Consider the following 22611-nt stretch of genomic DNA (forward strand, 5'->3'; position numbering starts at 1 on the left):
GCTGTGGGCAACGATATCCGAGTACTTCTCGTCGACGACCAGGAACTCGTCCGCTACGGCTTCAGGCTGCTTCTCGAAGCTCAGCCGGGGATTACCGTCGTCGGCGAAGCAGCTGACGGAGCGCAAGCACTCGGAGCTGTCGACCGGCTTCACCCCGACGTTGTGCTGATGGATGTCCGCATGCCTGGCATCAGCGGGATCGAGGCGACGAAACGAATCACAGGTCTCCGTCCGGACATCCGCATTCTGGTTCTCACGACCTACGATCTCGACGAGTACGCTTTCGCTGCACTCGGCGCCGGTGCGTCTGGATTTTTGTTGAAGGACACACGCCCGGGTGATCTCGTCACGGCGATTCACGCCGTCCACTCTGGTGACGCGGTCGTATCACCGCGGATCACCGCGAAGCTCATTGAAGTTGCAGCCCCGCACCTCGGTGTACTTCGGACCGTCAACGCCGACGCGGCGTTATCCGAATTGACTGCACGAGAACGCGAGATCTTCGTACTTATCGCGCGCGGTGAGACGAACAGCGAGATCGCCGCGGCGCTCTACCTGAGCGAGTCGACCGTCAAGGCGAACGTGGGCCGAGTGTTCTTCAAGCTCAGCCTTCGTAACCGCGTCGAAGCGGTGATCCGAGCCTACGAACTCGGTCTCGTTGGTCAGTGATCTGGCCGAAGAGGGGATCCGATGGGGACCTGCTCCGGGATTAACCCCGATCAGCTCCTATCAGTCGCCCTGCCCGTCCCACCCCGAAGTGAGCAGGGGCAGGCTGCGGGGGCTCTGGAGGCGATCGAGTGGCCGGTCACTGTAATTCGTACGGAGGCCGCGCGTCTCCGTGAATTCGTACGGAGGCCGCGCGTCTCCGTGAAGTTCAGGCTCAATAGACGGTGCCGGGTCGTTCGTCCGCATCTCGGAGGTCTTGCCACAGAATCTCGCCCTGTTCGACTCGACACCATCGATCCCGAGCTGGGCCGTCTGCTGCGCGAACACCCTGACGGGTCCGCGTTGCTCGCACAACCCCGGAGTAGGGCCCCGTCGTCGCTGATCGACTGTTGCTCAGCTGGCCCACCCGGGTGGGTCCGCAACGAAGCCGCGTTTGTCGAGATGCAACGCAAATTAGCGGGACACACCGTGTTACTTTGACCAACCTCGGGTGTGTCATGGGGCCTCAAATCAACTTGGGACACTACTTCGGGCGGTAGTGCCGATTGCTACCGTTCAAGCGCCACCGATAAGGCTCACCACGTGTTCCGAATGTCGGATATCCGCGAACCATGCGGCAAGGGTATTGATCGCGGCATTGTGTTCGTTATCGCTGAGCGCGGCGGTGGCGTCGTCGAGAAAGACCACACGAAATCCGAGCTGGTGGGCGTCCTGCGCGGTGGTAGCGCAGCAACAGTCGGTCAAGGTGCCGGAGACGATGACCGTGTCGATGCCGCGATCGGCGAGTATCGCCATGGCGCTCGACGACCCGGTAGCGAATGCACTGAATCGTATTTTGTCCAGAACGATATCGTTGTCGGCCACGTCGATGTCCGGGTGCAGTTCCCAGTTGTGGGTACCGGACCTGAACTCGGCCACTTCAGCGCGGCCGAACTCTGTGCTCTGAAACTTTTCGAAGTACGACGACCAATCGTTAGTTGACGTGGTCGTGAAGCGGAAGAAGATGTTCGTTCCGCCATGGGAACGAACCGCTTCACTCACAGCGTTGATGTTCGCGACGATATTTCGAGCTTCAGTTACCGCTAGGAGTGCGCCGTCCTCGACGAAGCCATTTTGCATGTCGATGACGAGGTGAGCGGTGCGAGCGGGATCGAGAGTGTCGTAGGCGAACTCGCGTCCGCCCTTCATGGCGGTGTAGCGCGCGCGGATAACCGGGTCGATGACATTGTTGTGCATGTGATTTCCGTTCTATCAGGCGTCGGCGCGGTTGCAGGCGATTCGCGGATCCGCGGGATCGGCAAAGTACGTGCGCCCCTTGGTTGCAATGGCTACGGCGGTGTGCACGACAAAAGCAACGACGAAACCGATGTAGGCGGATAGCCCGTGCAGGATGGAGTGGTCGGAGATGAGCCAAATCAGTGAGGCAACAACAGTTCCCGCGAGCAGGCCGCTGATCCCGACAGGATTGAAACGGCGAATGTGGTTACTGCGGTACTCGATTGGTCCGGTGACAATCTTCATTCCGCCTCGAACGACGACGATATCGGCAACCACGCAAGCGACCCACGAAAGCAGGAAGATGCCGGTCCATTCGAGGAAGACGCTCAAATTACCCAGTACGTCGAACCACATCAATGCGAGCGCTGCGAGGGTGGTGAGGACAAGCCAGGTTCGGCGGCCGAGCGAATGAGCACCGAGGGCCTCCGAGCCGGAAGTGAGGGAGATCGAGCTGATATGCAAGTTCGTGAGGTTCACGCGGATCTGTGACACCCAGGCCAGGAGTACGCCGGGGACGAGTCCGAGAATGCCGACGAAATAAATCGCGGGGTCGAAGCTGCCGGTCGCGAGGGTGAAGTACATACCAAGCGGCATGGCAACGAAGAACAGGAGCGCGTAAGGAAGGACGACGGTGAGAAGCGCCTTACGCTTGAACTCATCGGCTCGGATGAAGCGGTTGTAGTCCGAGGCTTCGAAGGGATTGATTCCCACGGTTCCGGCGAGTCCGGCGATTACGGCAACAACTCCGACGACACCACCGACCGCACCTTCAGGCATTGCCGTGAACATGCCGGAAGGCATGCCGTCGTTGCGGTTCCACACGACCACGATCGCGGTCACAAGCAACACGAGGTAGATCGGAATGGTCCAGGTGAGGATCTTCGTCATCGAACTGATGCCCTTCCATGCCATCGGTAGGAAGATCGCGGCAACGACGATGTACCAGATCTGGTCGGGCAGATCCCAGAGCTGATCGACGGAGCTGGCGAGGATCTGCCCCTCCGTGCCGGCGTAAATGATGAAGGTTCCGGCGTAGATGACGGTTGTCAGTACCGAGCCGATGGATCCGAATCCCGCTCCACGAGTGAGTAGTTCGGATGTCAATCCTTCACGAGATGCGGTGCGCGAGACGATGAGTGCAAGAACGATCAGGATGACGAACGAGATGACCAGGGCGATCCATGTCGCGGCCGCGCCACTCGTCGTCAGGTAGAGGCCGCCGACGAGCGGAAAGAAGAAGGCGGTCACGAATCCGATAAGGACACTGACGATCGGCCCGGCACCGCGCTTCGCGTCCTCCGGAACCCTAGTCCTGGCGAAATCCTCTTCGGCATGCCGAGAGTCCACAAACGATGCGTCAGCTGGCATCTGTGTAGTCATGTTCTTGTCCGATCATCAGGAAGCCGCACGGCTGTCCCGTGCTGCGATCTAATGATCGTTATTGTATGTATGCAAACAATATCCGCCATGTTGCATCAGGGTTACATTTCTCCGGACGCCGACCTACGCCCTGCGACCTTCTGCAGAAGTTCGACAAACATCTTCGCCTCCCCATCAGAGAGGCCTGCAAGCAGGTCTGCGGCCGTATCCTGCGATGCCACGACCCCCGCGGCGTGCAACTGGCGGCCATGATCGGTAACCGACACCAGTCGCTGCCGCTTGTCATGTGGATCGCGGGAAACCTCGACCGCTCCGAGTTCACGAAGACACCCCACGATGCCCTTGATCGTGGCTGCGTCAGCCGAGATCAATCGCCCAAGTCGGTTCTGCGACAGCGGACCACGCTCCACTAATCGCACGAGAGCAGCAAACCGGGGCGCCGACAGCGATACCGGTGCACTCCCGCTGAACAACGCCGTACTTTCCTGGTAGCAACGACGCAGCAGATAGCCGATGTTGTCGTCGAGGACATAACCCTTTGCCGCGACTTCTTCTGTCCCCTGGCTCATGATGCCTCTCCGTCGCCGACATGACCCGAGAATGCTACCGCCGTCGTGTTACCCGGCTGTTTTCGGGAAATTTCCCTTCCAACGAGTCCGGGACGACTGGCTGCGTGAGCGGCCACGATCTGAATTACCAGCAGTACACCGATGAACGCGAGCACACTACGCCCGCTGGGGGTCGCACTCAGGAGGAAACCTGCAAGTAGCGGCCCACACGCTGCGACGAAGTACCCGAACGACTGCGCCATAGACGAAATCTCCATCGCATAGGCCGGGTTTTGTGTACGCAGTCCGAACAGCGCCAACGCATGGACCAGCGCCCCGCCCGTCGTCGCTCCGATTACTATGTTCCAGATCAGGATCTGCTCCGGGCACACCACAACCAGACCGAGGGCGACGACCGTCAACGACGCCGACCAGGCAAGAATGCGCTGGTCACGCGGCATCCGTCGCAAGACCCACGACCACAGTAACAACCCGACAATGCTACTGACCTGCATGATGCCTTGATGAAGACCAGCCGTCGTGCGATCGATTCCGGCCGCCACTTCGAGAGTCGGCCATGACGTGAGGATTACGTAGTAAACCGTCGACTGCGCTCCCATGAACACGGCCACCTGCCAACAGCGCGCCGACGTCCACGGCGACCACCCAGGCTCCACCAGGTTCGCCTCGCCGACGCGCGGCGAAACCGACTTGCGCTTCCGAAGGATCCGCGGAGCCAGGACCGCGATGCCGACCATCGGCGGGATCGCCCACACGCCGAGCGCAAGTCGCCACCCAGCGTCCGTCGCCTCGGCGATTGGCACTGCGGTCGACGTCGAGAGTGCTGCGGCCATCGCCTGCGCTGACATGTAGACACCCGTGATGACGGCGACATGGTCCGGAAAGTCCCGTTTCAACAGCGCAGGCATGACGACGTTCAGGACGGCGATACCCGCTCCCAGCGCGACCGTTCCGCACCACAGAGCGACATCGGAATTCAGCGAACGGACGCCGGCGCCAAGGCAGATCACCCCAAGAGCAACGGCTATCACAGCCTCCATGCTCCGCCCCGCACACAGTCTCGGGACAAGCGGAGAGAAGATGCCGAAACAGACCAGCGGAAGGCTGATCAGCAACGCTACGCCGACCGAGCCGATGCCCAGATCGTCCTCGATCAGTCCGACCAACGGCCCCACCACCGTGACGCCAGCACGCAGGTTCACTGCCGCCAGAACCATGATCAATAGCGCGTAGCCCCACCGCCGAACCTGCGGAACCCGCGGCAACTCCGAGTGTTCGAGCATCGACGACTGTGACATGACGATCCCATGATCCCATCGACAACTGAACGAATTATTTATTGATTGTTAGCATACATACAAATAGCGCATGGTCGATCCGAAGCCTGACGACAGACGTGACCTGGAGGTGAAGTCCAACAGGCTATCGAGTTGTCAGCTCACCGAACACCCTCCCGAGCTCCGAAATCAACGGGCAGCGGCACGTACGAAAATGCTTCTGAGCCATGCAGGAAGCGTCGGCGTGTTCGACGCACAGGCGAGACCGATGGCCTGATGTCCCGCAGACGGGTCGCGATCCATCTCGTAGGCGATGTTACGAGTCGCCACATCGATGGCACTGCACCCGCAAGGTGGTGCTCGAGGCCACCTACGGCTGGTACTGGGCGGCCGATACCCTGCAGGCAGCAGGCGCGAACGTGCATCTGGCACATCCGTTGGGTGTCAAAGGATTCCGATACCGGAGGGGTCAAGAACGACGTGCGCGACGCCAGCGATTTGGCGGATCTGCTGCGGATGCACCGCCTCCCCGAGGCGTGGATCGCCCCACCGCCGGTGCGGGAGCTGCGGGAATTGGTGCGCTACCGCGCGAAGTTGGTGGCGATACGTTCGGGGTTCAAGGCGCAGGTGCACGCTGTGCTCGGCAAGGCCGGGTTGTTGATTGCGGCGTCGGACCTGTTCGGCGTCGAAGGACGTCAACAGCTGCAGAAGACCCCGCTGGCAGGTCCGTACGCGCAGCGCGTGGCGTCGTTGCTGCACCTGATCGACGTACTCGACGCCGAGGAAGCCGTGTTCGCCGGCCGGATTTCCGAGCAGTTGCGGGAACACGACGGTTATCGGGCGATCCAGGCGTTGCCCGGGGTCGGGCCGATCCTGGCAGCGATATTTGTTGCCGAAATCGGCGACGTCACCCGGTTCGCCGGCCCGGAGGGGTTGTGCTCGTGGGCCGGGTTGACACCGCGCCACTACGAGTCAGACGCCGTTGTGCACCGCGGGCATATCACCAAACAAGGCAGCAAACTCGTCCGCTGGGCCACGGTGGAGGCGATTCAACGTAAGACCACCGCCAAGATCGCTGCCGATCGGATCCGGATCGAAGCTCGTCGTGGCAAGAACATCACGAAGATTGCCGCGGCTCGAAAACTGCTCACCCTCGTCTATTACGGGCTGCGCGACGGGCATATCCGCGCACTGACCCGCAGTGGGGCGGCGTGAGCACCCCGGGCGCAACACGTGCGCGGCCGCTGCATTGTCTGACCCCCGAACGGCGTGGTCGCCAACGTGATTGACCCCGCGTGTTGCTTCGTCGTATCGCTCCATGCCCGCCCCCGGCCTGGCGAAGGGATGGCCGGCAGCCGAGGTAGCTCGGCCCTGCCCAACCCCACACCAACGCTGGAGACGTTGCACCACAACCACATACAGACATCGAATCGCGATTCTGGCCCTCGACGTTCTCAGGCTCCTACCAGTCTGCGCCGGGCCGGGCGACCATCACGACCATTCGTCCTCGCTGACGCTGCGGGCGCTGTGCCTTGACCCCCGGCCCTCACCCAGCGCTGCCCGCATGGAGCCGAAACCCCGTAAAACACCACCCTTGACAAGGCCCCGCTCCTACAGGGATGACAACACCCGGCGCCGGCCATGTCGAGCGCCCGTTGCCACGCCGTAACGGTGCCCGCGAACTCGATCGGATCACGCTTGGCCGCCGGTAGAAAATTGTCGGCCTGACCGAATCCCGCTATGCGGACCGGGGTCTGGGCTGCGCGGCCGCTGCCAGTACGCTCACCAGGCAGATCGCGCCGCTCGCCACCACCCCGACCGCCGTGCTCGACTCGGTATCCGGCGGGCTCGCGGTGCTCACACCGACCGTCGCGTCAACCAGGTCCTGAGCGCCGCCTCGGTCTCCCCCTCCACAGCTCAGGTTAAAGACAAGCTCAGACCAATAGTCGATCGAGCACTCTCACGGAGTGCTCCAATCCCGGACCTTGATAGTTTCGAGTTCCTCGGTCGCGGAATCGAAGTCGGCAACAAGTCCGTCTCCGTCCAGACTTTCCTGGATCGCTGCCTGTGCGTTTGCCGGAAGTGTATGCATAATCTGCCGGACCCGCTCCTGCCGACGGCGAACCGCACGGCGCTCCGGATTGCCCGGCGTCGCCTTCATCTGCGCAACAATGCCCTCGACATCCTCGACACCGCCTGCATGGTGACCCGCGTCCACCAACGCCCGCTCATGCTCTCTCGCTGGCCGGCTACCGGACACCAGTCTGGCGCATCGACCGGTGACCCGTAGCTCTTATTAGGGATGGACCCGTAGCTCTTATTAGGGATGACAGCGCCAACGGACATCCCTAATCATTCAACATCGACTTCAGAAGGAATGCCTGAACCGCGGTTGGTACTGCCCACGGCCGCTCCGGGCCCAGGAACACTGTGAGTCGCATCAGTCGGGGGTGTCGGGCGTGGCACCAGCGAGCAGGCCCACGGCGGCGGCACTCGCGAGAACAGCACGAAGGAAGCGGCGCAACTGCGCCGCTTCCATCGTGTCGAGGCCCGCTGTCAGGACCGGTTCCAACCCTTCGACGCGCGGTCGCAGATCGTCGAGCAGACGGCGTCCACGGGTTGTCAGGTGAAGGACGTACCGGCGACTGTCGTCGGTGCTTCTCGTGCGCGTCAGCAGCTCACGCGCGGCCATGCGGCGAACCATGTCCGCGATGGTGGAGCGATCGAGGTCGAGAGCTTTGCCGAGTGCGGCCTGCGACGCACCCGGATTCCGCGCGAGCACCGACATCGCGGCAAACTGCACGCTGGTCACCTCGATCGAGACGTCCCGAGTCCACGCGGCCAGATGAACCTGTTGCACGCGGCGGAGCAGGTGCCCGATGTACTGCTCGGGTGCCGGGACCGCGTCTACGAGCTGTTCCTGGTCGGAGGTCATCGAGCCATGATGCCGGAGAGAAAGGCGTTCAGTTCGGCCCTGTCGTGGAGTGGCAGGACCTGCGCAACGTACTGGTCGGGACGCACGAGCACGAGCGCTCCCGTGCTGCGATCGACCCCCCGCACGTCGAAGATGTCGGGTTCCTGCGAGCCTGCCGACGTTCTGGCCGCGAATACCTTCTCGTGGTCGACGAGTCCGAGTTTGCCGGTCGGCGGGCGCATGATCTCAGGGAGACTACCGAACGTGATGTCGCGAGCGGAACTCTGGACGATGCCGCGAACATCGACCACCGCATCGACGTCCGCACCGGAGTCTGAGTGTGCCACGATCGGCGAGTCCGGTGCCGAGACCAGCCAGTCCAACGTCGCCCGCCAGGCCGACTCGTCCGCGTCGGCGAAGGCGTACAGGCGCCAGCGACCATCCGCGGTCGCGGTATGACCCAACTCGACTCGCCTGCAGTCGGACACGCGGGTGACCGGCGCCGAGTGAAATCGCAGACCGACTGTGAATCCTGCTGCTGCGAACTGTTTTTCACCCGTGTCGATGAGTCGCGACGCGGGATAGCGCGTGGCGACACCAGCGGTGTATCGGCCCTGTCTGACGAAGTAGTCCGCCAAGGTCTCGGCACTGTCCGCAACAGACGCGCCCGTGGGGGTCGCCGCGAGCATCGTCGACCACTCTCGATCGAAATCGATCAGTTCCTGCGCGACCGGGCGTCGTTCGTCGTCGTAGGTCTGCAGAAGCGAGGGCTCCGCTCGGCCTTCGAGCACTGCGGCGAGTTTCCAAGAAAGATTGAACGCGTCCTGCATCGAGACATTCATGCCCTGCCCTGCCTTGGCGCTGTGGGTGTGGCAGGCGTCTCCAGTAATGAAGACGCGCGGCAAGCGATCCCGGCCGACTGCATCGTCGAATCCGTCGGCGATGCGTTGCGCTACTTCGTACACCGAGAACCAGACCGTCTTCCGAACATCAAGGGTGTAGGGGTGCAGGACCCGTTGAGCCACTGCCACTACATCTTCGGCGCTCATGGCACGGATCGCCTGGCGGTTGTCGGTCACCGTGCCGAGGTCGACGTAGAGACGGAGGAGGTAACCGCCTTCGCGAGGGATCAGCAGGATGCTCCCGTGCTCGCCCGACTGGATCGCGGCCTTGAGGCGAATGTCCGGGAAGTCCGTGACGGCAAGGATATCCATCACGCCCCACGCATGGTTAGCGCGATCACCGTCTAGGGAGCGGCCTATCGCATCACGAACGCGGCTACGGGATCCATCGCAGCCCACCACGTAGCGTGCGCGACACGTGCTCGTCTCCCCTGTCGCCGCGTTCTTCAACGTGGCGACGACCGGACTGTCGTCAAGAGGTACTGCGAGATCGACCAGTTCGAGTCCGTAGTCGGGCTCGAGTCGTGTCGGCGAGTGACGCATCGAGTCGAGCAGGTACTCGTGGATCCGAGCTTGATTCATGATGACGTGCGGCATCTCGCTGAGGCCGTCCTCGACATCTTGCACGCGTCCCGTCCGAATGATGCTCGCGGGGTTCTCGGGGTCGGGGCTCCAGAACGACGTCTCGTTGACCCAGTACGCTTCCTCGAGCAGTCGACTCGCCAGCCCGAGGGCCTGAAACATCTCGATCGTGCGGCACGCGACACCGTCAGCCTGCCCCAATTGCATCGGACCGTCCCGACGTTCGACTACCCGCGTGCGGATCGACGGAAAGCGGGCCAGTGTCGCAGCTAGCACCAACCCGGCGGGTCCCGATCCGACGATCAATACGTCCACGTCCTCTGCGTCGGCGACAACCTCCGACGACCGATCGGGTGTCCATCGAGGGTCACCGGCATGGAATCCGTCTCGGTAGTACTGCATGTCTGCTCCTTTGTGTGGCGTGATTCACCCCATATAGTACGTACCCCAACGATTATGCAAGCACTCGACCATGACGCTGCCCGTTCACTCCGTCTGCGCCGGATGACCCTGCCTGACCAATTCGGCGGCGGTGTCGAGGCCGTCCACGTAGCGCCCCGTGCTGAAGGAAACGAGAACTCAGGATCGCCAGAGTCAACGCGCCGACCGCGCGACCGGACCCATCGACGCCGCACAACCCGCCCTCGGTTTTCCACTGTCAAGTCAATTGAGGGCCTTGATGATTCGGCCTGGATCAGGTCTTGCCTGGATCGGCCCGAAGACAAACCTGCACCGACGTCGCCGGCGGAACCATCACCGCCGCCGGACGATGCTTCCTCCATGGCGCCCACCACGCCCGCGTGGGCGCCTACGAATTTGCGCACGTCGAAGCCTTCGACACCACCACCGTCGCCATCGACGGCGACGCCCATGTCCGTGCCAGCGCCGGCGTACACATCACCGGAGAACACCAGTCGACGAATCTGAGCATCGACACACGCCCGATCAGTCGACTCGCCGACCACCTCAACCGATAGAGCCGAGTGGAGAGGTGCCGTCGGCACCGGCCCGTGTGAGTTGAAGGGGCTGATCTTCCACAGTGGACTGTCCGTCAGGAGTGCAGTCAAGGACAGTTCCCAGTTCGACGGTCCCCGGATTTTCCGCATCATCGACGACCCTGACGATGGGAAGTGCCTCGAACGTTTCTGCGCAACAACATGAATCAATCCGAAACGGTGGCAAGTGGTACCGAGCTGACCGATCCCGATCGCTACTACCAAATCGCCCGCTATCAACTCCGGCGAGCCGCAGTCGGCGTCCGCCGACTCGAAACACGAGTCACCCACTCACCCCGAAACACCGTCATCCCCGCGCCACCCAGCGACGAACAATCCAAGACATGACTGGACCCGATAATGACGCGATGTAGCCAGATCATGGCAGAGGTACGTGACAATTTCTGGGCACCACCCTGACGAGTTCACAGGCCACGCGTCGACCAGACACGAATCAGCGAAAAATTCCGACGGCTGGCACGGTCCACGTCCGCGACGCTCCAAAGCACACGCGTCAAATGATCGCGTAGCCAAGCTCGTGCGCCGCGGTGTAAATACGGTCAGCCAACGCCGGATGACTCAACGGCTGCGAGAACTCCGGGAGAGCGGGGAACGCGTCGGAGGCACGCTCGAACAATGCCATACACACGGTCCCGGCATACCGGCCCCGGTAGATGATTCCGTCCAGACCGTCATGGGAACGGTGAATCGTCCTGGCCCAGTGCTGAGTTCGGCGATGCGCCGCTGAATCGAGTGCGTGATTCCCACCGACACGGGTTGCCCACACTCCGGTGCCGATTCCGGACACATCGAGAAGGCGCAGTGACCTCACGAACTTCACGCCAGTGAGGAACGGTTCGCAGTGCCGCCGGTCGATGACGCGTGAGGATTGGAATGCTTCGGCCAGGGCGCCACGGGGATTGCTTGCGCCGTACCAGATTCCGTATTTTGTCCGATCGCCCGGAGGGAGCGGATGGTGATCGAACCGAAGGACCGGCCCGAAGGTGCGAAGTCCGTTCCAGGCAAGGACGTGAGGGCCGGTGGTGCGGTGCACCCGCCAGACCACCTCGCTAGGTGACCACTCGATCACCTCGTCGGGAAGAATTCCCGCATCGCGGAGGTCCTCGATCGACGGTGGCGCAGGCAACATCACCGCCATCTACGCGGACTCCCACTGCGCCGCAGTGATCACATCGGCGGCCTGACTGATATCGTCCTCGGTTCCGGCGCACCCGGTCAGCCACGCCACGATCGACACCGGCTCACCCTCGACGATCAGCGACTGCTGCGGCGTCGTGAGCAGCGCCTGCACGGACAGCGGATGCATGTCGACCTCAAGGAGCGAAACGATCTGGTCGAGATGAGGTACCTGACCGGCGGATGTGAACTGGGCAGGCGGAAGCAACCGGTTCCGGCCAGAGGTGAAGGCCCACAGCTTGTGTTCGGCGAGGATTTGGCGGATCCGCGCCGGCGTGACGCCGAGTCGCTCTGCGGCCTCCGGGATGGAGAGTGAGGCGTGCACCAGGTTCTGCATGCGGATATCGCGGTCTACCCGCGCTGATGCCGCTGCCAACGGATCAGCGACGAACCCGGCCTTGTCGAGAATCTGCGCATCGTGAGCAGAGAGGACTGGTGCGGTGGCGCTGCGTTCGGAGGCGAGACCTTCGAGTATGTGCCAGAGGTGACTTCGGTCGAGTTCGGTACCGGTGACCTCTTTCAGTGCGTCTTCGAAGGGGAGGTCGCCGTGCATGAAGCGGTCTTTGGTGCTGCTGGTTGCTGCGTCCGACATCTCCATATCCTTTCGTTGATTTTCGCCCGTAAATCAATGATAGCTCGCGGGGAGGGTGACAGCCACTGTCCTGCGGCCTCAGTGGTCCGCGCACACGTACTCGGCGCTCGATGGTGACGGTGTTGACGTGCACGAACCCGTCCTCGCGTTGCCGTTCCTCTCGGCCAACTTCGGCGCCGCGGACGACAGAGTGATGACCGAGAAGACCGCAAGTCGGCAAGTCGGCAAGTCGGCAGGTCGGCAGGTCGGCAGGTCGGCAGGTCGGCAGGTCGGCAGGTCGGCAGGTCGGCGAAATCCTGCGGTCGATCCCAGGTCAGCGACCGACGCAGATGAGCAGGTAGCCGGCTCAGGTAGGTGATCAACCATAGTCCGTATCCGCCCCCGGCCGTGGGAGCGTTTCTTCCCGCGAGATCTTCGAATCGGCCGATCGGTACGCAGCTCGTGAAATACATTGCTGTCGACCACTTTCCGCGACGGTATGTAGAGGCAACGGTAGATCGTCTCGTGCGAAGCCCGCATCTGCGGATCGTCCGGGTACTCACGCCAAAGCCAGACGGCGATCTGCTGCGGTGACCACTGCTCATGGAGCTTTTCCGTGACGGTTTCCCGCAAAATCGGCGGAGCGCACAGGATCGATAATTTGGGGCGGCGAGCGCGGACATACGCCGCTGCATCCGCCTCGACCGCCCCGTAGTTCTCCCGCCCTCCGTTGCGGGCGAAATCACGTGCAATCGTGGACGGTGATCTTCCGAGTGACTCGGCGATCGTCCGAGCGCTGTCGCAGGCGGCGATTCCACGGGAAACTTCTTCTCGCTCACCTGCTGTGATGTGGCCGGCCCGTCGCGTTCCTGGGACCAGTCGGATACCACCGGACTCACGCAGGAAACGACGAATTCGAGGCATCGTTACTCCGAGGACCCGCTCGATTTCTCCTAGCGATTCTCCACGGCGATGCAGATCCCAGATCAGGTTCTCTTGCTCCACGGTGAATCCGAGTGCCTTGCTGCCCATCCATGCCTCCACGATCACGCATCATCTCACCGGTAGTGATGCGTTGACCTGTTGAGACCAAGACCGAATCTGGGACTGTCTCACCCATCAATGCACCAAAACCGAATGGGAGAGAGACATCTGAATTAGTGCATAACTATCCACGGCATCTAGACCGTGTACCGGCACTTCACCTCGCCTGACGAGCCTCACCGTGCCAAATAATTCCGAGAGTCACAGCTACACCCGAGTGAGGACGCCCAAGTCAGGACACGCAACTGCAGCTCGACGCATTTGTCTCCGTCGGCGTGCAGAAGCGGATGTGTTAGACAGCCTCATCGCTGCGCAGGTGCAAGCGTGACATTGGGTGAGGGCGAAACGACGCCGAGCAGCTCGCGCACGCTCACTGGTTCAAGAAGCCGCAACCACGACAACACCGCGCACCAGGTCCGGACGATCCGCAGCGAGCATGCGGGCGACATAATGCCCGAACGCATGGCCGGCAACGACCACCGGGCCGACGCCGACGTGCTCGATGACAGCGGCGGCGTCGCGCGCGAAATCGTGCACGGTGAGCCCGTTCATCGGCCCCGAGCTCGCGCCGATACCACGCGGATGCGGGCGCAGAACCAGAAATACTTCCCGGACAAGACCTTCCGCTACTGCATCGAACTCGTACGAGTCGCGGCCCAGCGACGGCAGCAACATCACCGGAGTACCGGAACCCTGCACCGTGACCTCTATCGACACACTGTCGTATCTCACGATCTTTGCCATACACCGAGTGTGGCCGATGGCGGGCGAGTTTCCCAGCACCATGTCGGTGTGCCGGGAATCTACCAGGGCCCGCGGGGATCCGAGGCACTCCCACGCGCAATGTTCCTGCGGCACAGCACAAAGAACGTGCCGATGCCGTGCTTGGGCATGGTTGAGCTGGCCGGCAAGGGAAAGCACTTTCCTACCTCGCCGCCGGAAGTAAGTAGTCAGTGTTCACAGATCAAGTGTCACATTGCGCGCACGCCGCGGTGCCTCGAAGCACCGATCACTACTTCGCCGTCGAACCGGCTTCCACATGGCGGCTTCCTCGTAACTTCCGCTCGACGTCGCACGCATCGATATCGCTACGCAGTCGTGCGAAAAAAATGTCAGACGGTGTCGGGACAAGTTGCAGGGCAACACCATACGACACTTCGAGGGCCATGCAGCGTTCGCAAAGTTCCCCGTCGGTCAGTGTCGTCACATCAGTCATCAACACCCCTTCCCGGTACGTGCCGGAACTCTCGAGCAATTCTTCCGCGTCCCACTCGCGTACCGCGCGACACACACCGACATTACTTAATCTTTACCTTATTGTCGAGTTGCCGACCGCAAATCGCCACCGCGAACACGGCCTCAATCTTGTCGGCATTGGTGAGTAAAAATTCCCGGACTCGGCCGACGCGAAGACGGTCCGCGGGCGTGTCGGCATTGCTCACCCACGCACATCGACCCCACTATCAGCAGCGGGTACCGGCCGTGCGGGATCGAAAGATCGTCACCTAGTCACGGAGACCACCACACCAGATCATGCCCGATTTTCCACTCGGACTACGATTTTCGGAAACGCTACAGACAACGGCTACTGCGCGCTGAAGAGTGCACGGTGAATTTCCTCGCCGGTCTTGCTCTCAGGATTGGCGAGGGCAGTGATGGCACCGACCGGTGCCCCATCCGACCTGGTTTCCGCCTGGCCGACCTCCGCTTGCGGGTCGTAGAAGAGCAGTTCGCTACCGTCATGCCTACTGTTCACAGTGCTCCCATATCTTTGTCGTATTACATGTGACACGCAGCTACACCCACGATTCACACCGGTCCTCGGTCCGGCCGGTACAAGTCCGCACGAGACAGTCGACGATCCACGTCAGGGCGCCCGTGCGCACTGATCAGGTACTGGACATCATCGACACGAGCACCTGGTGTGCCGAGTCCGACCGGGTCGAGAAACTCACCGGCGCTGTATTCCACTGTACGACTCCTGCGAAAACCCCGTGCGCGCACCGTCGACTCCGGTGAGCAGATGACCGAGGGGCCAGGTTCTTCAAACATCGATCCCGCTATTTCGCGCGCATCGCCGTTGCAGCGTCGATCCGTCAGTCTCGCCGCACCGTGTCCGTGGCCATGAAAAAAGCGGATCTGGCGCACTTTCCGTGATTATGTTGTGCCACTGGGCCATACGGCGTAAATAACACGCATACGGGGCAGTCGAGATTGACCCGTCCGCACATTTGCCGTTTGAGCATCTTGATAGTTACGCGAAATCTGGCCGTGAGGATGATCATGTCTGCGCGGGGGTTGACCATGGAGTTGGGGAGATGACTCGGGCGGAACAGTGGTGTTGGAGGACAAGGGCCGGTGCTGGGTCGGCATGTGCAGGCGACCGGGTGGCTGTGATCGTCGACCGATCCCGGTCGGGCTCCCCGGACGATCGACGCCAGCCGCGTCCATATCTACGGTCTCGAGCACCGTTATTGCACCTACCCCTTCTTCGAACAATGCCCACACAGGATGGCGTGCGCACACTGTAACTTCCACGCCCCCAAGACATCTGGTAAAGACCAACTTTTGGAGGCCAAAGACAATCTTCCAGCGTATGCTCGCTGCCATCGCACTCAATGACGACGAGCACGCAGCCGTCGATGATGGGTAGAGTGCTCTCGGCAATCTCCTGGAGCGGCTGATCCACGTCCCGACTCCGACCGGTGCCACGCCGCGTGAGATCAGTGTTCCGGCCACCGCGACATTGCTTCCGATCGTTTCGGTCAACCAGCGCAGAACCGGATGTCCTTGACAATTCAGATTCCACAGACTGATGCGGTTCACGTGGCCTTCGACGGCGCCGGAACTTTCGATCTTCTCGAGGATTTCGCGTAGCAGCGGCGTGCGCGCTACGTATCGACTGGGCTGGTTTCCGATTGCCGCATCTGCGAGCGTGTGTTCGTAACGGCTCTGCACCCGTTTCGACGAAACACCACATGTCGGACAGTGCGCCGAAGTCGACAACAGCGACGCCTGAATGCGGACTCCACCTGCGGTCACATCGACCGAATCGATTTACACGCAGGTCACAACAGTTCTCAGAACACCAGAACGATCATCTCCCGTCGACTTCCACTCCTGCCGGAACGACACACAACGCAGGTGAGCCATCACGGAAAGTGGGCCAGAACCAGTTTTCGTCCGTCGTTCACAAAATCAGCCACTGGTGGAACTCAGTACTTGTAGGACTGGCCGCCATCGATTGGGATGACCGCCGCGTTGATGAATCCGGCATCACCGGAAAGCAGGAAGGCGACCAGATGGGCGACCTCCCGGGGCTTGCCGAAGCGCTTCATCGGGTTCGGCTCGACGAAGGACTTGCCAACTTCTTCCCAGTTCTCGGGGTCGATCTGCTTGAGCGAGCCTTCGACCATCGGAGTCATAATGGCGCCCGGCGCGATGGCGTTGATCTGAATGCCGTACTGGCCGTATTCGATGGCCGAGTTGCGGGTCAGTCCCACCACGCCGTGCTTGGCTGCCGAGTACCCGGACTGGTTGCCGACGCCGCGGATGCCGCCAACGGAGGCGGTGTTGACGACGGCGCCGCTGCCTTGCTCGCGCATCACTTTCAGGACGTGCTTGAGCCCATAGAAGACGCCGGTGAGGTTGATGTTGATGACCTTGGCGAACTCGTCCGACCCGAAGTCCTCGGTAGGGTTTTGCTTGCCTTCGATGCCGGCGTTGTTGAAGAACCCGTCGATCGTCCCGAAGTGCTTGAGGGTCTCGGCGACGTAGTTTTCGACCTCGGACTCGTTGGCGACGTTAGCCGTCAGGGAAATGACCTGGGCGTCGGGCGCAACTTCCCGTATTTCCCGCTCGGTCTCCTGCAGCCCGGCTTCGTTCAGGTCCACGAGGGCCAGCTTGCCCTTTTCCTTGGCGATCTCGACAGCCGCTGCGCGTCCCAGCCCGGAGCCAGCACCGGTGATGATGACTGACTTGCCTTCAAACTTCTGCATGTTGCGTTTCCTCTCGGTGATACCAGCAGTAATCCCACCGGCAATTGTGCAAACGCATACTTAGCCGATCTATTCCTGCGGTGCCATCGAATCCGGACTCCGGCCGCCGGCCGCGGATCAGGACTTGGAAAACGGCTGTTGCAGGGCCTCGTCAACTTAACTGAGCCTTAACTGGGCCGTGAATCAGCGATGATCGCCGGATCAGTCGTGGAGACGAGACGCGGGTGGATGCGACGCGGTCGCTGTATACACAGCACCGCTATCGGGCGCAGATAATCACGCACTCCGTGCGGCTAACCAGTTCACCTCGAACTTGCGCGACGCCGAGGAGTTGATGCCCGCCCACGGGCACTGTCACGTTGTTGAACCCAGCAAGCTGGGAGAATGAGGCGTGACCACCCCAATGCTGTCGTACAAAGGCCACCGCTACCCGGTCGAGATCATCAACCACTGCGTGTGGTTGTACTTCCGGTTCCCGCTCAGCTTCCGCGAAGTTGAGGAACTTATGCTCGAACGCGGCGTAGTGGTGAGCTACGAGACGATCCGGCGGTGGTGCGCCAAGTTCGGGCAGGCCTACGCCAACCAGCTGCGCCGACGACGCCCACAACCCGGTGACAAGTAGTACCTCGATGAGGTCTTCATCAAAATTAACGGCACCCTGCATTACCTGTGGCGGGCGGTCGACCAGCACGGCAACGTGCTCGACGTACTGGTCCAGTCACGACGAAACGGCAACGCAGCCAAGCGATTCTTCCGTAAGCTGCTCAAGGGCTTGCACTATGTGCCGCGGGTGATCGTCACCGACAAGCTCGCCAGCTACCAGGTCGCCCACCGCGAGATGCTGGCCTCGGTCGAGCATCGCCAATCCAAGTACTTTCAGCAACCGGGCCGAGAACTCGCATCAACCCACCAGGCAGCGCGAGCGGGCGATGAAACGGTTCACATCGCCTGGGCACGCGCAACGATTCCTGTCCACCTTCTCGGGCATCTCACCGCATTTCCGGCCCAACCGGCATAGACTCTCGGCGCCCGAATGGCGTACCGAGATGGCCGGCCGCTTCGCTGTCTGGCAAGAAGTCACCTCGACCGACGCCGCCGCCTGCAAGTGAACGGCAGGGCGGTGTCCTGTAAAGACTGTCCCAAACAGGCGTCGCTGCTAGGCTTTTCGACTAACGTGACAGTGCCGTCGAGATTGTGCAGGATCGTTCGGCCCACTCCAGTGCCACTCCTCAAGAATGACCGCCACTGGTCGGACCGCTCCGCCTCGCCCCGAGATTCCCGATGCACACGAAAAAGGACGAAATGCCGTCAGGCGGATTCTGCCCTGGAAGGCACCGCCCGCCGCGAAGCTGCCGGCGGCTTCACCGGACGCACACCCTCCTCGGCGCACAGCAGCACGTGAAACTCCACGACCTGCACGCTCGGCGTGAACACTCCACTGCGGACCTGGCAAAGACGTTCAATCTCGGTAAACCCGGTATCTTCAAGTACTCGGTGCCCCTTCGCGATGTCAATCCCGCGGCGTGGCACGGCATCAGTCCAGCGACCGGGAGCCGGTGGTATCGAGCCAGAGCGCCAACAGATCCTGTACACGGCGGCCAATCGACTCGGGCTCACCGAGACTGGTCGCCACCTGCACCGCTCCCACGAACGCGGAGCACAAGCTCTCCCCCAGCCCCACCGGCGTGATGGTGGTGGTGGCCAGGTCCCTGAGAGGAATGGCGTGCTCGACGATGACCGTGACCGCACTCGCCCACGCCCGATACACGCGGGCGTTTTCGTCGACATCGCTCTCGAAACTCAGCAGCAATCCTGCCCGCACCCGAGGATCGGTTTCCACGTACCACGCCAACTCCCGAAAGACCGCCACAAGCTGACGGTGGGCCGACCTTCCACCGACGACGTCATCGCTGATAGCGGTAGCGGTGGTAATCGTCTCGACGAGAACCTCACACCACACCCGCACCAGATACTGCGCCACAGCCTTCTTCGACGAGAAATGAAAATACATTGCACCCTTGGTAATTCGGGAATCGGTGACGATATCGCTGACCGACGCCGCCGCATACCCGACCGAGGTGAAATGTGCGGCCGCCTCTCGTACCCGGGGCCGTATCGATAGTGCAGGCGATGTCATGCAGAGCGCTGATGGTCATGAACTACCAATCTGAGGTCGGCTCCCGGCTGCGGACCGCTTGAGGTCGTCATCCTCGAAGACCCGTCCACCGGTAAGAGTTGACGTTACAAAAGTTCGAGGAAGCCTCCGGCGGTGCGCAGTACAGGCAGATCCTGGGCAGGCTCTGATCCTCCTCGTCGGTTGGGCTATCACACGTCGTGTCGATGTTCAGGGGAATCCGTACAGCCACCGCAGCTCCCTGAGCGTCTGTACTTCCTCCTCGGTGAGGGCGTCGGCTTGTGCCCACCCGATAGCTCGGAGCTGATCGTTATGTCGTTGGGCGCGTTCGGGACCTGGAAGGTCGGCATACGTCGGGGCGTCGTCGCCGTGTGCAGGTGTGAGATCGAATTGAGCGAGGTAGACGGCGAGGGCCGCGGACTGGCGGCGATGATCACCGGGAGTCATCCGAGCGCTTTCCGCTTTGTGCTCGCGTCGCTGCTGAACAGTGCCCTCATATGACCGTCACTCTTCCTCGTCGATTCCGCGGCACCTATGTGGCCGCAGGGTACGGCTAGATTCCATGTGGCATTCGTAGCCCGAGCGCACCGGGATGGGTGAGAACCTAAAAAAGCTTTCTCCCACCGGCCCATCACGGCCGGCAACAACACACTCACCGATTACTGCGTCGGCAATGACGGTCGAAGTCACGGCCCCCGTCGCCGCCGCGCCGTCCTGACCGGATCACCAGCCAGGCTCTGACTTCGGTATCGCGGCCGACCGGGTCCGAAACTCCGTCGAGTCGTGGCCGCTCCCTCTCAGAGTGCGTCCGGGAACTTACGATGGCGATGGGTGGTGTGGAAGGTTCCTACATATCAGGTCAGTGATGTCGATTCGCTGCCCGTACCCAGGAGCCCACCAATGTCGTCATTGCTGATCTCGTTGTGTTCGTCGTGCCCGCCCCATCCGTCGCGCGGGCATCGCTGCACGGCGTATTCGTCCTCGTCGCTGACCGACGCGCAGTGGACGATGCTGGAACCGTTGCTACCGCCGCCTGGTAACGCGGCGGGTCGCGGCGCCGGCCCGAAAAGCATTGCCGCCGAATGATCCTGGATGCCCTCCTGTACCTGGTGCGGGGTGGTATCGCGTGGCGCCAACTGCCCGCAGAGTTCCCGCCTCCGACCACCGTCTACGACGTGTTCACCCGCTGGGTGCGAGCCGGGGTGTGGCGGCGCATCCATGACCCGCTGCGCGACCGACTGCGGGTGCGGGCCGGACGAGATCGATGCCCGACCGCGGCGGTCATCGACCCGCAGACCCTGCCCGCAGCCGACACGGTGCCCCGATCCAGCCGCGGATGGGACGGCGGGAAACGGACGAATGGGCGCAAACGACACATCGCGGTGGATGTGACCGGGCTGCTGCTGGTCGTGGTGGTTACCGCCGCGTCGATCCCCCGGCCGTGATGCCGCGTTCCGGCTACTGGCGCGTCTGCGTGACGCGTTCTCCACGATCCGGCTGGTATGGGCCGACGGAGGCTACCCCGGTCGTCTGATCGGCTGGGCGAACCAGGTTGTCGCCCTTCAGATTCAAATCGTCAAACGCATCCCCGGCAGTACCGGATTCCACGTCCGGCCCCGGGTCTGGGTCGTCGAGCGGACCTTCGCCTGGATCAACAAGCACCGTCGCTGCGTCCGCGACTACGAAACCAGACCCGACCACCACGAAGCCATGGTGCACATCGCCATGATCTGCCTCATGACTCGACGACTTGCACGAATCTCATGAGTATCCGGACGCCCTCTCAGTCCAGCTTTCGGGAGCAGTCATCCTCGTGAGTGGAGGGCAACGCTCATTTGGGGACCGGTCTCACCGATCCCCTCCCTTGGTCAGTTCGTCACGTCGTATCCGGGTTCGGCGGATCTCGGCGCACGCTCGACATCGAGGTCGTCGTGATCGCCGCGGCCGGAAGGATTTTCGCTATCGAGGAGCCGTGAGACGTTCCGTGGGTTCGACTGTGTCGCCGCCGTCAGGCCGCCAACGATCGCGCTGTCATCGACGGACATACCTGGCGGGTGAATCGCCCTGTTCGTTGTCTTGCCGACCGGCCGATGTGCGACACCGACGAGGCCGACACCGGGCCACTCGGCAGCCTGGACTCGACGACCTGACCTCCAGCAGCACCACCCACACACACAGCGAAACGCGAAGACCCCCATTTGTCGTCGGCGACACACCGAAAGACACGCAACCGGAGCCCCGGTCCTCGCTTCGACATTGGGTGGCCGCGTAAGTGACAAGAACATTCCCCTCACCAACATTCCCCTCACCCCGCACGTACCCCGGGCCACTGACTTCACCGACAGCTCGTACTGCATCCGCAGTAGAGAAACATACCTCCGAATCCCGTGACCGCCGTAGTCCATGCCGGTAACTCGTCGGCGGCGGCCGGCACGACGAAAAGCCATCAACACACACTCACCCCGGAAGAGCGTGCGTCCCTGCCGCACACCTACGAGACCGGGCAGTTCACAATCGAAACACTCTGCCGAAAAACAAGTTTGAAGCAATCAGCCCTGTACACGAACATCGAATCGGCGCGCACCGAACGGGACGCCGACAGTCTCCCGGCACCCTGATCTCGCCCCGTCAGCCGATCCGGCACAGTGTCGAGATACAGCGCAGATCAGCGAAACACACCGCAGCTTCCACTACCACCGGAGAAGCCGACACCAGGCTTCCACCCCGATACGGGCCCATGTCGTGACGGATGTCCATTATGTTCTGGTGTGGTAGCCACCCCTCCCGTGTGACTGCTACGCGCCCCCGAGGTGCGGACCCCCGGAAGGACACCCTTTTATGGCCACCATGTACCGGTCGACGTCGCAGACCCGGCGAAGCCGACTCCTCGCGGGCATCGGCGCCGCCGCGATCGCACTCACCACCCTCGCCGCCGGAGCAGGACCGGCCTCCGCAGACACCGTCACCGCCACAATCCCGGTCGGCACGACTCCGTTCAGCGTGGCGATCACCCCCGACGGAGCCCGCGCCTACATCACCAACTACGACAGCGCCTCGGTGTCGGTGATCGAGACCGCCACCAACACAGCCACCGGAACCATCCC

The 22611-nt window shown here is 62.1% G+C and carries 22 protein-coding genes and 4 pseudogenes; 8 read left to right on the top strand and 18 right to left on the bottom strand.

The genetic code is table 11. The features are described from left to right. Positions 1–3 precede the first annotated feature (3 nt). Positions 4–669, top strand: a complete 666-nt coding sequence (locus QM600_RS16595; RefSeq protein WP_283262594.1) for a response regulator — start codon at positions 4–6, stop codon at positions 667–669. Between the two features lie 552 nt (positions 670–1221). On the opposite strand, the gene QM600_RS16600 is transcribed toward QM600_RS16595, so the two are convergent. The 4 genes from QM600_RS16600 to QM600_RS16615 form a co-directional block, all read right to left on the bottom strand. Further along, positions 1222–1902: a cysteine hydrolase family protein gene (locus tag QM600_RS16600; protein ID WP_283262595.1), complete on the bottom strand. Its 681-nt coding sequence runs from the start codon at positions 1900–1902 to the stop codon at positions 1222–1224. 15 nt (positions 1903–1917) lie between these two features. Continuing rightward, a complete protein-coding gene (locus QM600_RS16605; protein WP_283262596.1) occupies positions 1918–3324 on the bottom strand; it encodes a purine-cytosine permease family protein in 1407 nt (468 codons plus the stop codon). Between the two features lie 101 nt (positions 3325–3425). After that, positions 3426–3893, bottom strand: a complete 468-nt coding sequence (locus tag QM600_RS16610; protein ID WP_283262597.1) for a MarR family winged helix-turn-helix transcriptional regulator — start codon at positions 3891–3893, stop codon at positions 3426–3428. Beyond that, positions 3890–5191: an MFS transporter gene (locus QM600_RS16615; protein ID WP_283262598.1), complete on the bottom strand. Its 1302-nt coding sequence runs from the start codon at positions 5189–5191 to the stop codon at positions 3890–3892. Before QM600_RS16615 ends, QM600_RS16610 begins: the two co-directional genes overlap by 4 nt. A 329-nt stretch (positions 5192–5520) precedes the next feature. Between QM600_RS16615 and QM600_RS16620 the strand changes: the two are divergent. Next, positions 5521–6385 (top strand): annotated as a pseudogene (locus QM600_RS16620) (IS110 family RNA-guided transposase); the annotation flags it as partial. A gap of 745 nt (positions 6386–7130) precedes the next feature. Here QM600_RS16620 and QM600_RS16625 read toward each other — a convergent pair. The 3 genes and pseudogenes from QM600_RS16625 to QM600_RS16635 form a co-directional block, all read right to left on the bottom strand. Then, positions 7131–7400: pseudogene (locus tag QM600_RS16625) on the bottom strand (ABC transporter ATP-binding protein); the annotation flags it as partial. A gap of 210 nt (positions 7401–7610) precedes the next feature. Then, the gene (locus tag QM600_RS16630; protein ID WP_283262601.1) at positions 7611–8105 is read right to left on the bottom strand and encodes a MarR family winged helix-turn-helix transcriptional regulator; all 495 of its coding nucleotides are present in this window, start codon (positions 8103–8105) and stop codon (positions 7611–7613) included. Continuing rightward, positions 8102–9970, bottom strand: coding sequence for an FAD-dependent monooxygenase (locus QM600_RS16635; protein ID WP_283262602.1), 1869 nt, complete (start codon positions 9968–9970; stop codon positions 8102–8104). Before QM600_RS16635 ends, QM600_RS16630 begins: the two co-directional genes overlap by 4 nt. Positions 9971–10269: 299 nt before the next feature. On the opposite strand from QM600_RS16635, the gene QM600_RS16640 reads away from it, so the two are divergent. Both QM600_RS16640 and QM600_RS16645 read left to right on the top strand, forming a co-directional pair. Further along, entirely contained in the window at positions 10270–10545 is a 276-nt protein-coding gene (locus tag QM600_RS16640) for a hypothetical protein (RefSeq protein WP_283262603.1), read from the top strand. A 180-nt stretch (positions 10546–10725) separates the two neighbouring features. After that, the gene (locus QM600_RS16645; RefSeq protein ID WP_283262604.1) at positions 10726–10911 is read left to right on the top strand and encodes a hypothetical protein; all 186 of its coding nucleotides are present in this window, start codon (positions 10726–10728) and stop codon (positions 10909–10911) included. 166 nt (positions 10912–11077) lie between these two features. Here the strand turns inward: QM600_RS16645 and QM600_RS16650 are convergent, their stop codons facing one another. The 7 genes and pseudogenes from QM600_RS16650 to QM600_RS16680 form a co-directional block, all read right to left on the bottom strand. Then, positions 11078–11722 (bottom strand): RES family NAD+ phosphorylase, encoded by a 645-nt coding sequence (locus QM600_RS16650; RefSeq protein WP_283262605.1) that lies wholly within the window; start codon positions 11720–11722, stop codon positions 11078–11080. Then, positions 11723–12352: a MerR family transcriptional regulator gene (locus tag QM600_RS16655; protein WP_283262606.1), complete on the bottom strand. Its 630-nt coding sequence runs from the start codon at positions 12350–12352 to the stop codon at positions 11723–11725. Positions 12353–12430: 78 nt separating this feature from the next. After that, the gene (locus QM600_RS16660; RefSeq protein ID WP_283262607.1) at positions 12431–13363 is read right to left on the bottom strand and encodes a helix-turn-helix domain-containing protein; all 933 of its coding nucleotides are present in this window, start codon (positions 13361–13363) and stop codon (positions 12431–12433) included. 396 nt (positions 13364–13759) lie between these two features. Then, a pseudogene (locus tag QM600_RS16665) lies at positions 13760–14119 on the bottom strand (alpha/beta fold hydrolase); the annotation flags it as partial. Positions 14120–14960: 841 nt separating this feature from the next. Next, positions 14961–15131, bottom strand: a complete 171-nt coding sequence (locus tag QM600_RS16670) for a hypothetical protein (protein ID WP_283262608.1) — start codon at positions 15129–15131, stop codon at positions 14961–14963. A gap of 53 nt (positions 15132–15184) precedes the next feature. Continuing rightward, complete coding sequence (locus tag QM600_RS16675; RefSeq protein ID WP_283262609.1) at positions 15185–15346, bottom strand: hypothetical protein; 162 nt, start codon at positions 15344–15346, stop codon at positions 15185–15187. Between the two features lie 1244 nt (positions 15347–16590). Further along, complete coding sequence (locus QM600_RS16680) at positions 16591–17373, bottom strand: SDR family oxidoreductase (protein WP_283262610.1); 783 nt, start codon at positions 17371–17373, stop codon at positions 16591–16593. A gap of 403 nt (positions 17374–17776) precedes the next feature. On the opposite strand from QM600_RS16680, the pseudogene QM600_RS16685 reads away from it, so the two are divergent. Beyond that, positions 17777–18482, top strand: a pseudogene (locus QM600_RS16685) (IS6 family transposase). 425 nt (positions 18483–18907) lie between these two features. Here QM600_RS16685 and QM600_RS16690 read toward each other — a convergent pair. The 3 genes from QM600_RS16690 to QM600_RS16700 all read right to left on the bottom strand — a co-directional run bounded on the left by QM600_RS16690 (position 18908) and on the right by QM600_RS16700 (position 20580). After that, entirely contained in the window at positions 18908–19510 is a 603-nt protein-coding gene (locus QM600_RS16690; protein ID WP_283262611.1) for a TetR family transcriptional regulator, read from the bottom strand. A 207-nt stretch (positions 19511–19717) separates the two neighbouring features. Then, on the bottom strand, positions 19718–19954 hold the full coding sequence (locus QM600_RS16695; protein WP_283262612.1) for a hypothetical protein: 237 nt from the start codon (positions 19952–19954) through the stop codon (positions 19718–19720). A gap of 407 nt (positions 19955–20361) precedes the next feature. Then, positions 20362–20580 (bottom strand): hypothetical protein, encoded by a 219-nt coding sequence (locus QM600_RS16700; RefSeq protein WP_283262613.1) that lies wholly within the window; start codon positions 20578–20580, stop codon positions 20362–20364. A gap of 9 nt (positions 20581–20589) precedes the next feature. Here QM600_RS16700 and QM600_RS16705 point away from each other — a divergent pair, with 9 nt between their 5' ends. Together QM600_RS16705 and QM600_RS16710 are read left to right on the top strand one after the other, a co-directional pair. Next, the gene (locus tag QM600_RS16705) at positions 20590–20952 is read left to right on the top strand and encodes a transposase (RefSeq protein ID WP_283262614.1); all 363 of its coding nucleotides are present in this window, start codon (positions 20590–20592) and stop codon (positions 20950–20952) included. A gap of 52 nt (positions 20953–21004) precedes the next feature. Further along, a complete protein-coding gene (locus tag QM600_RS16710; RefSeq protein ID WP_349307271.1) occupies positions 21005–21274 on the top strand; it encodes a hypothetical protein in 270 nt (89 codons plus the stop codon). 101 nt (positions 21275–21375) lie between these two features. Here the strand turns inward: QM600_RS16710 and QM600_RS16715 are convergent, their stop codons facing one another. Further along, the gene (locus QM600_RS16715) at positions 21376–21552 is read right to left on the bottom strand and encodes a hypothetical protein (protein WP_283262615.1); all 177 of its coding nucleotides are present in this window, start codon (positions 21550–21552) and stop codon (positions 21376–21378) included. A gap of 793 nt (positions 21553–22345) precedes the next feature. On the opposite strand from QM600_RS16715, the gene QM600_RS16720 reads away from it, so the two are divergent. Next, positions 22346–22611, top strand: a 266-nt coding sequence (locus QM600_RS16720; protein WP_502943005.1) for a YncE family protein, incomplete at its 3' end; no start/stop codon positions are given.

The organism is Rhodococcus sp. IEGM 1379, from assembly GCF_030056815.1.
GTDB lineage: Bacteria > Actinomycetota > Actinomycetes > Mycobacteriales > Mycobacteriaceae > Rhodococcus_F.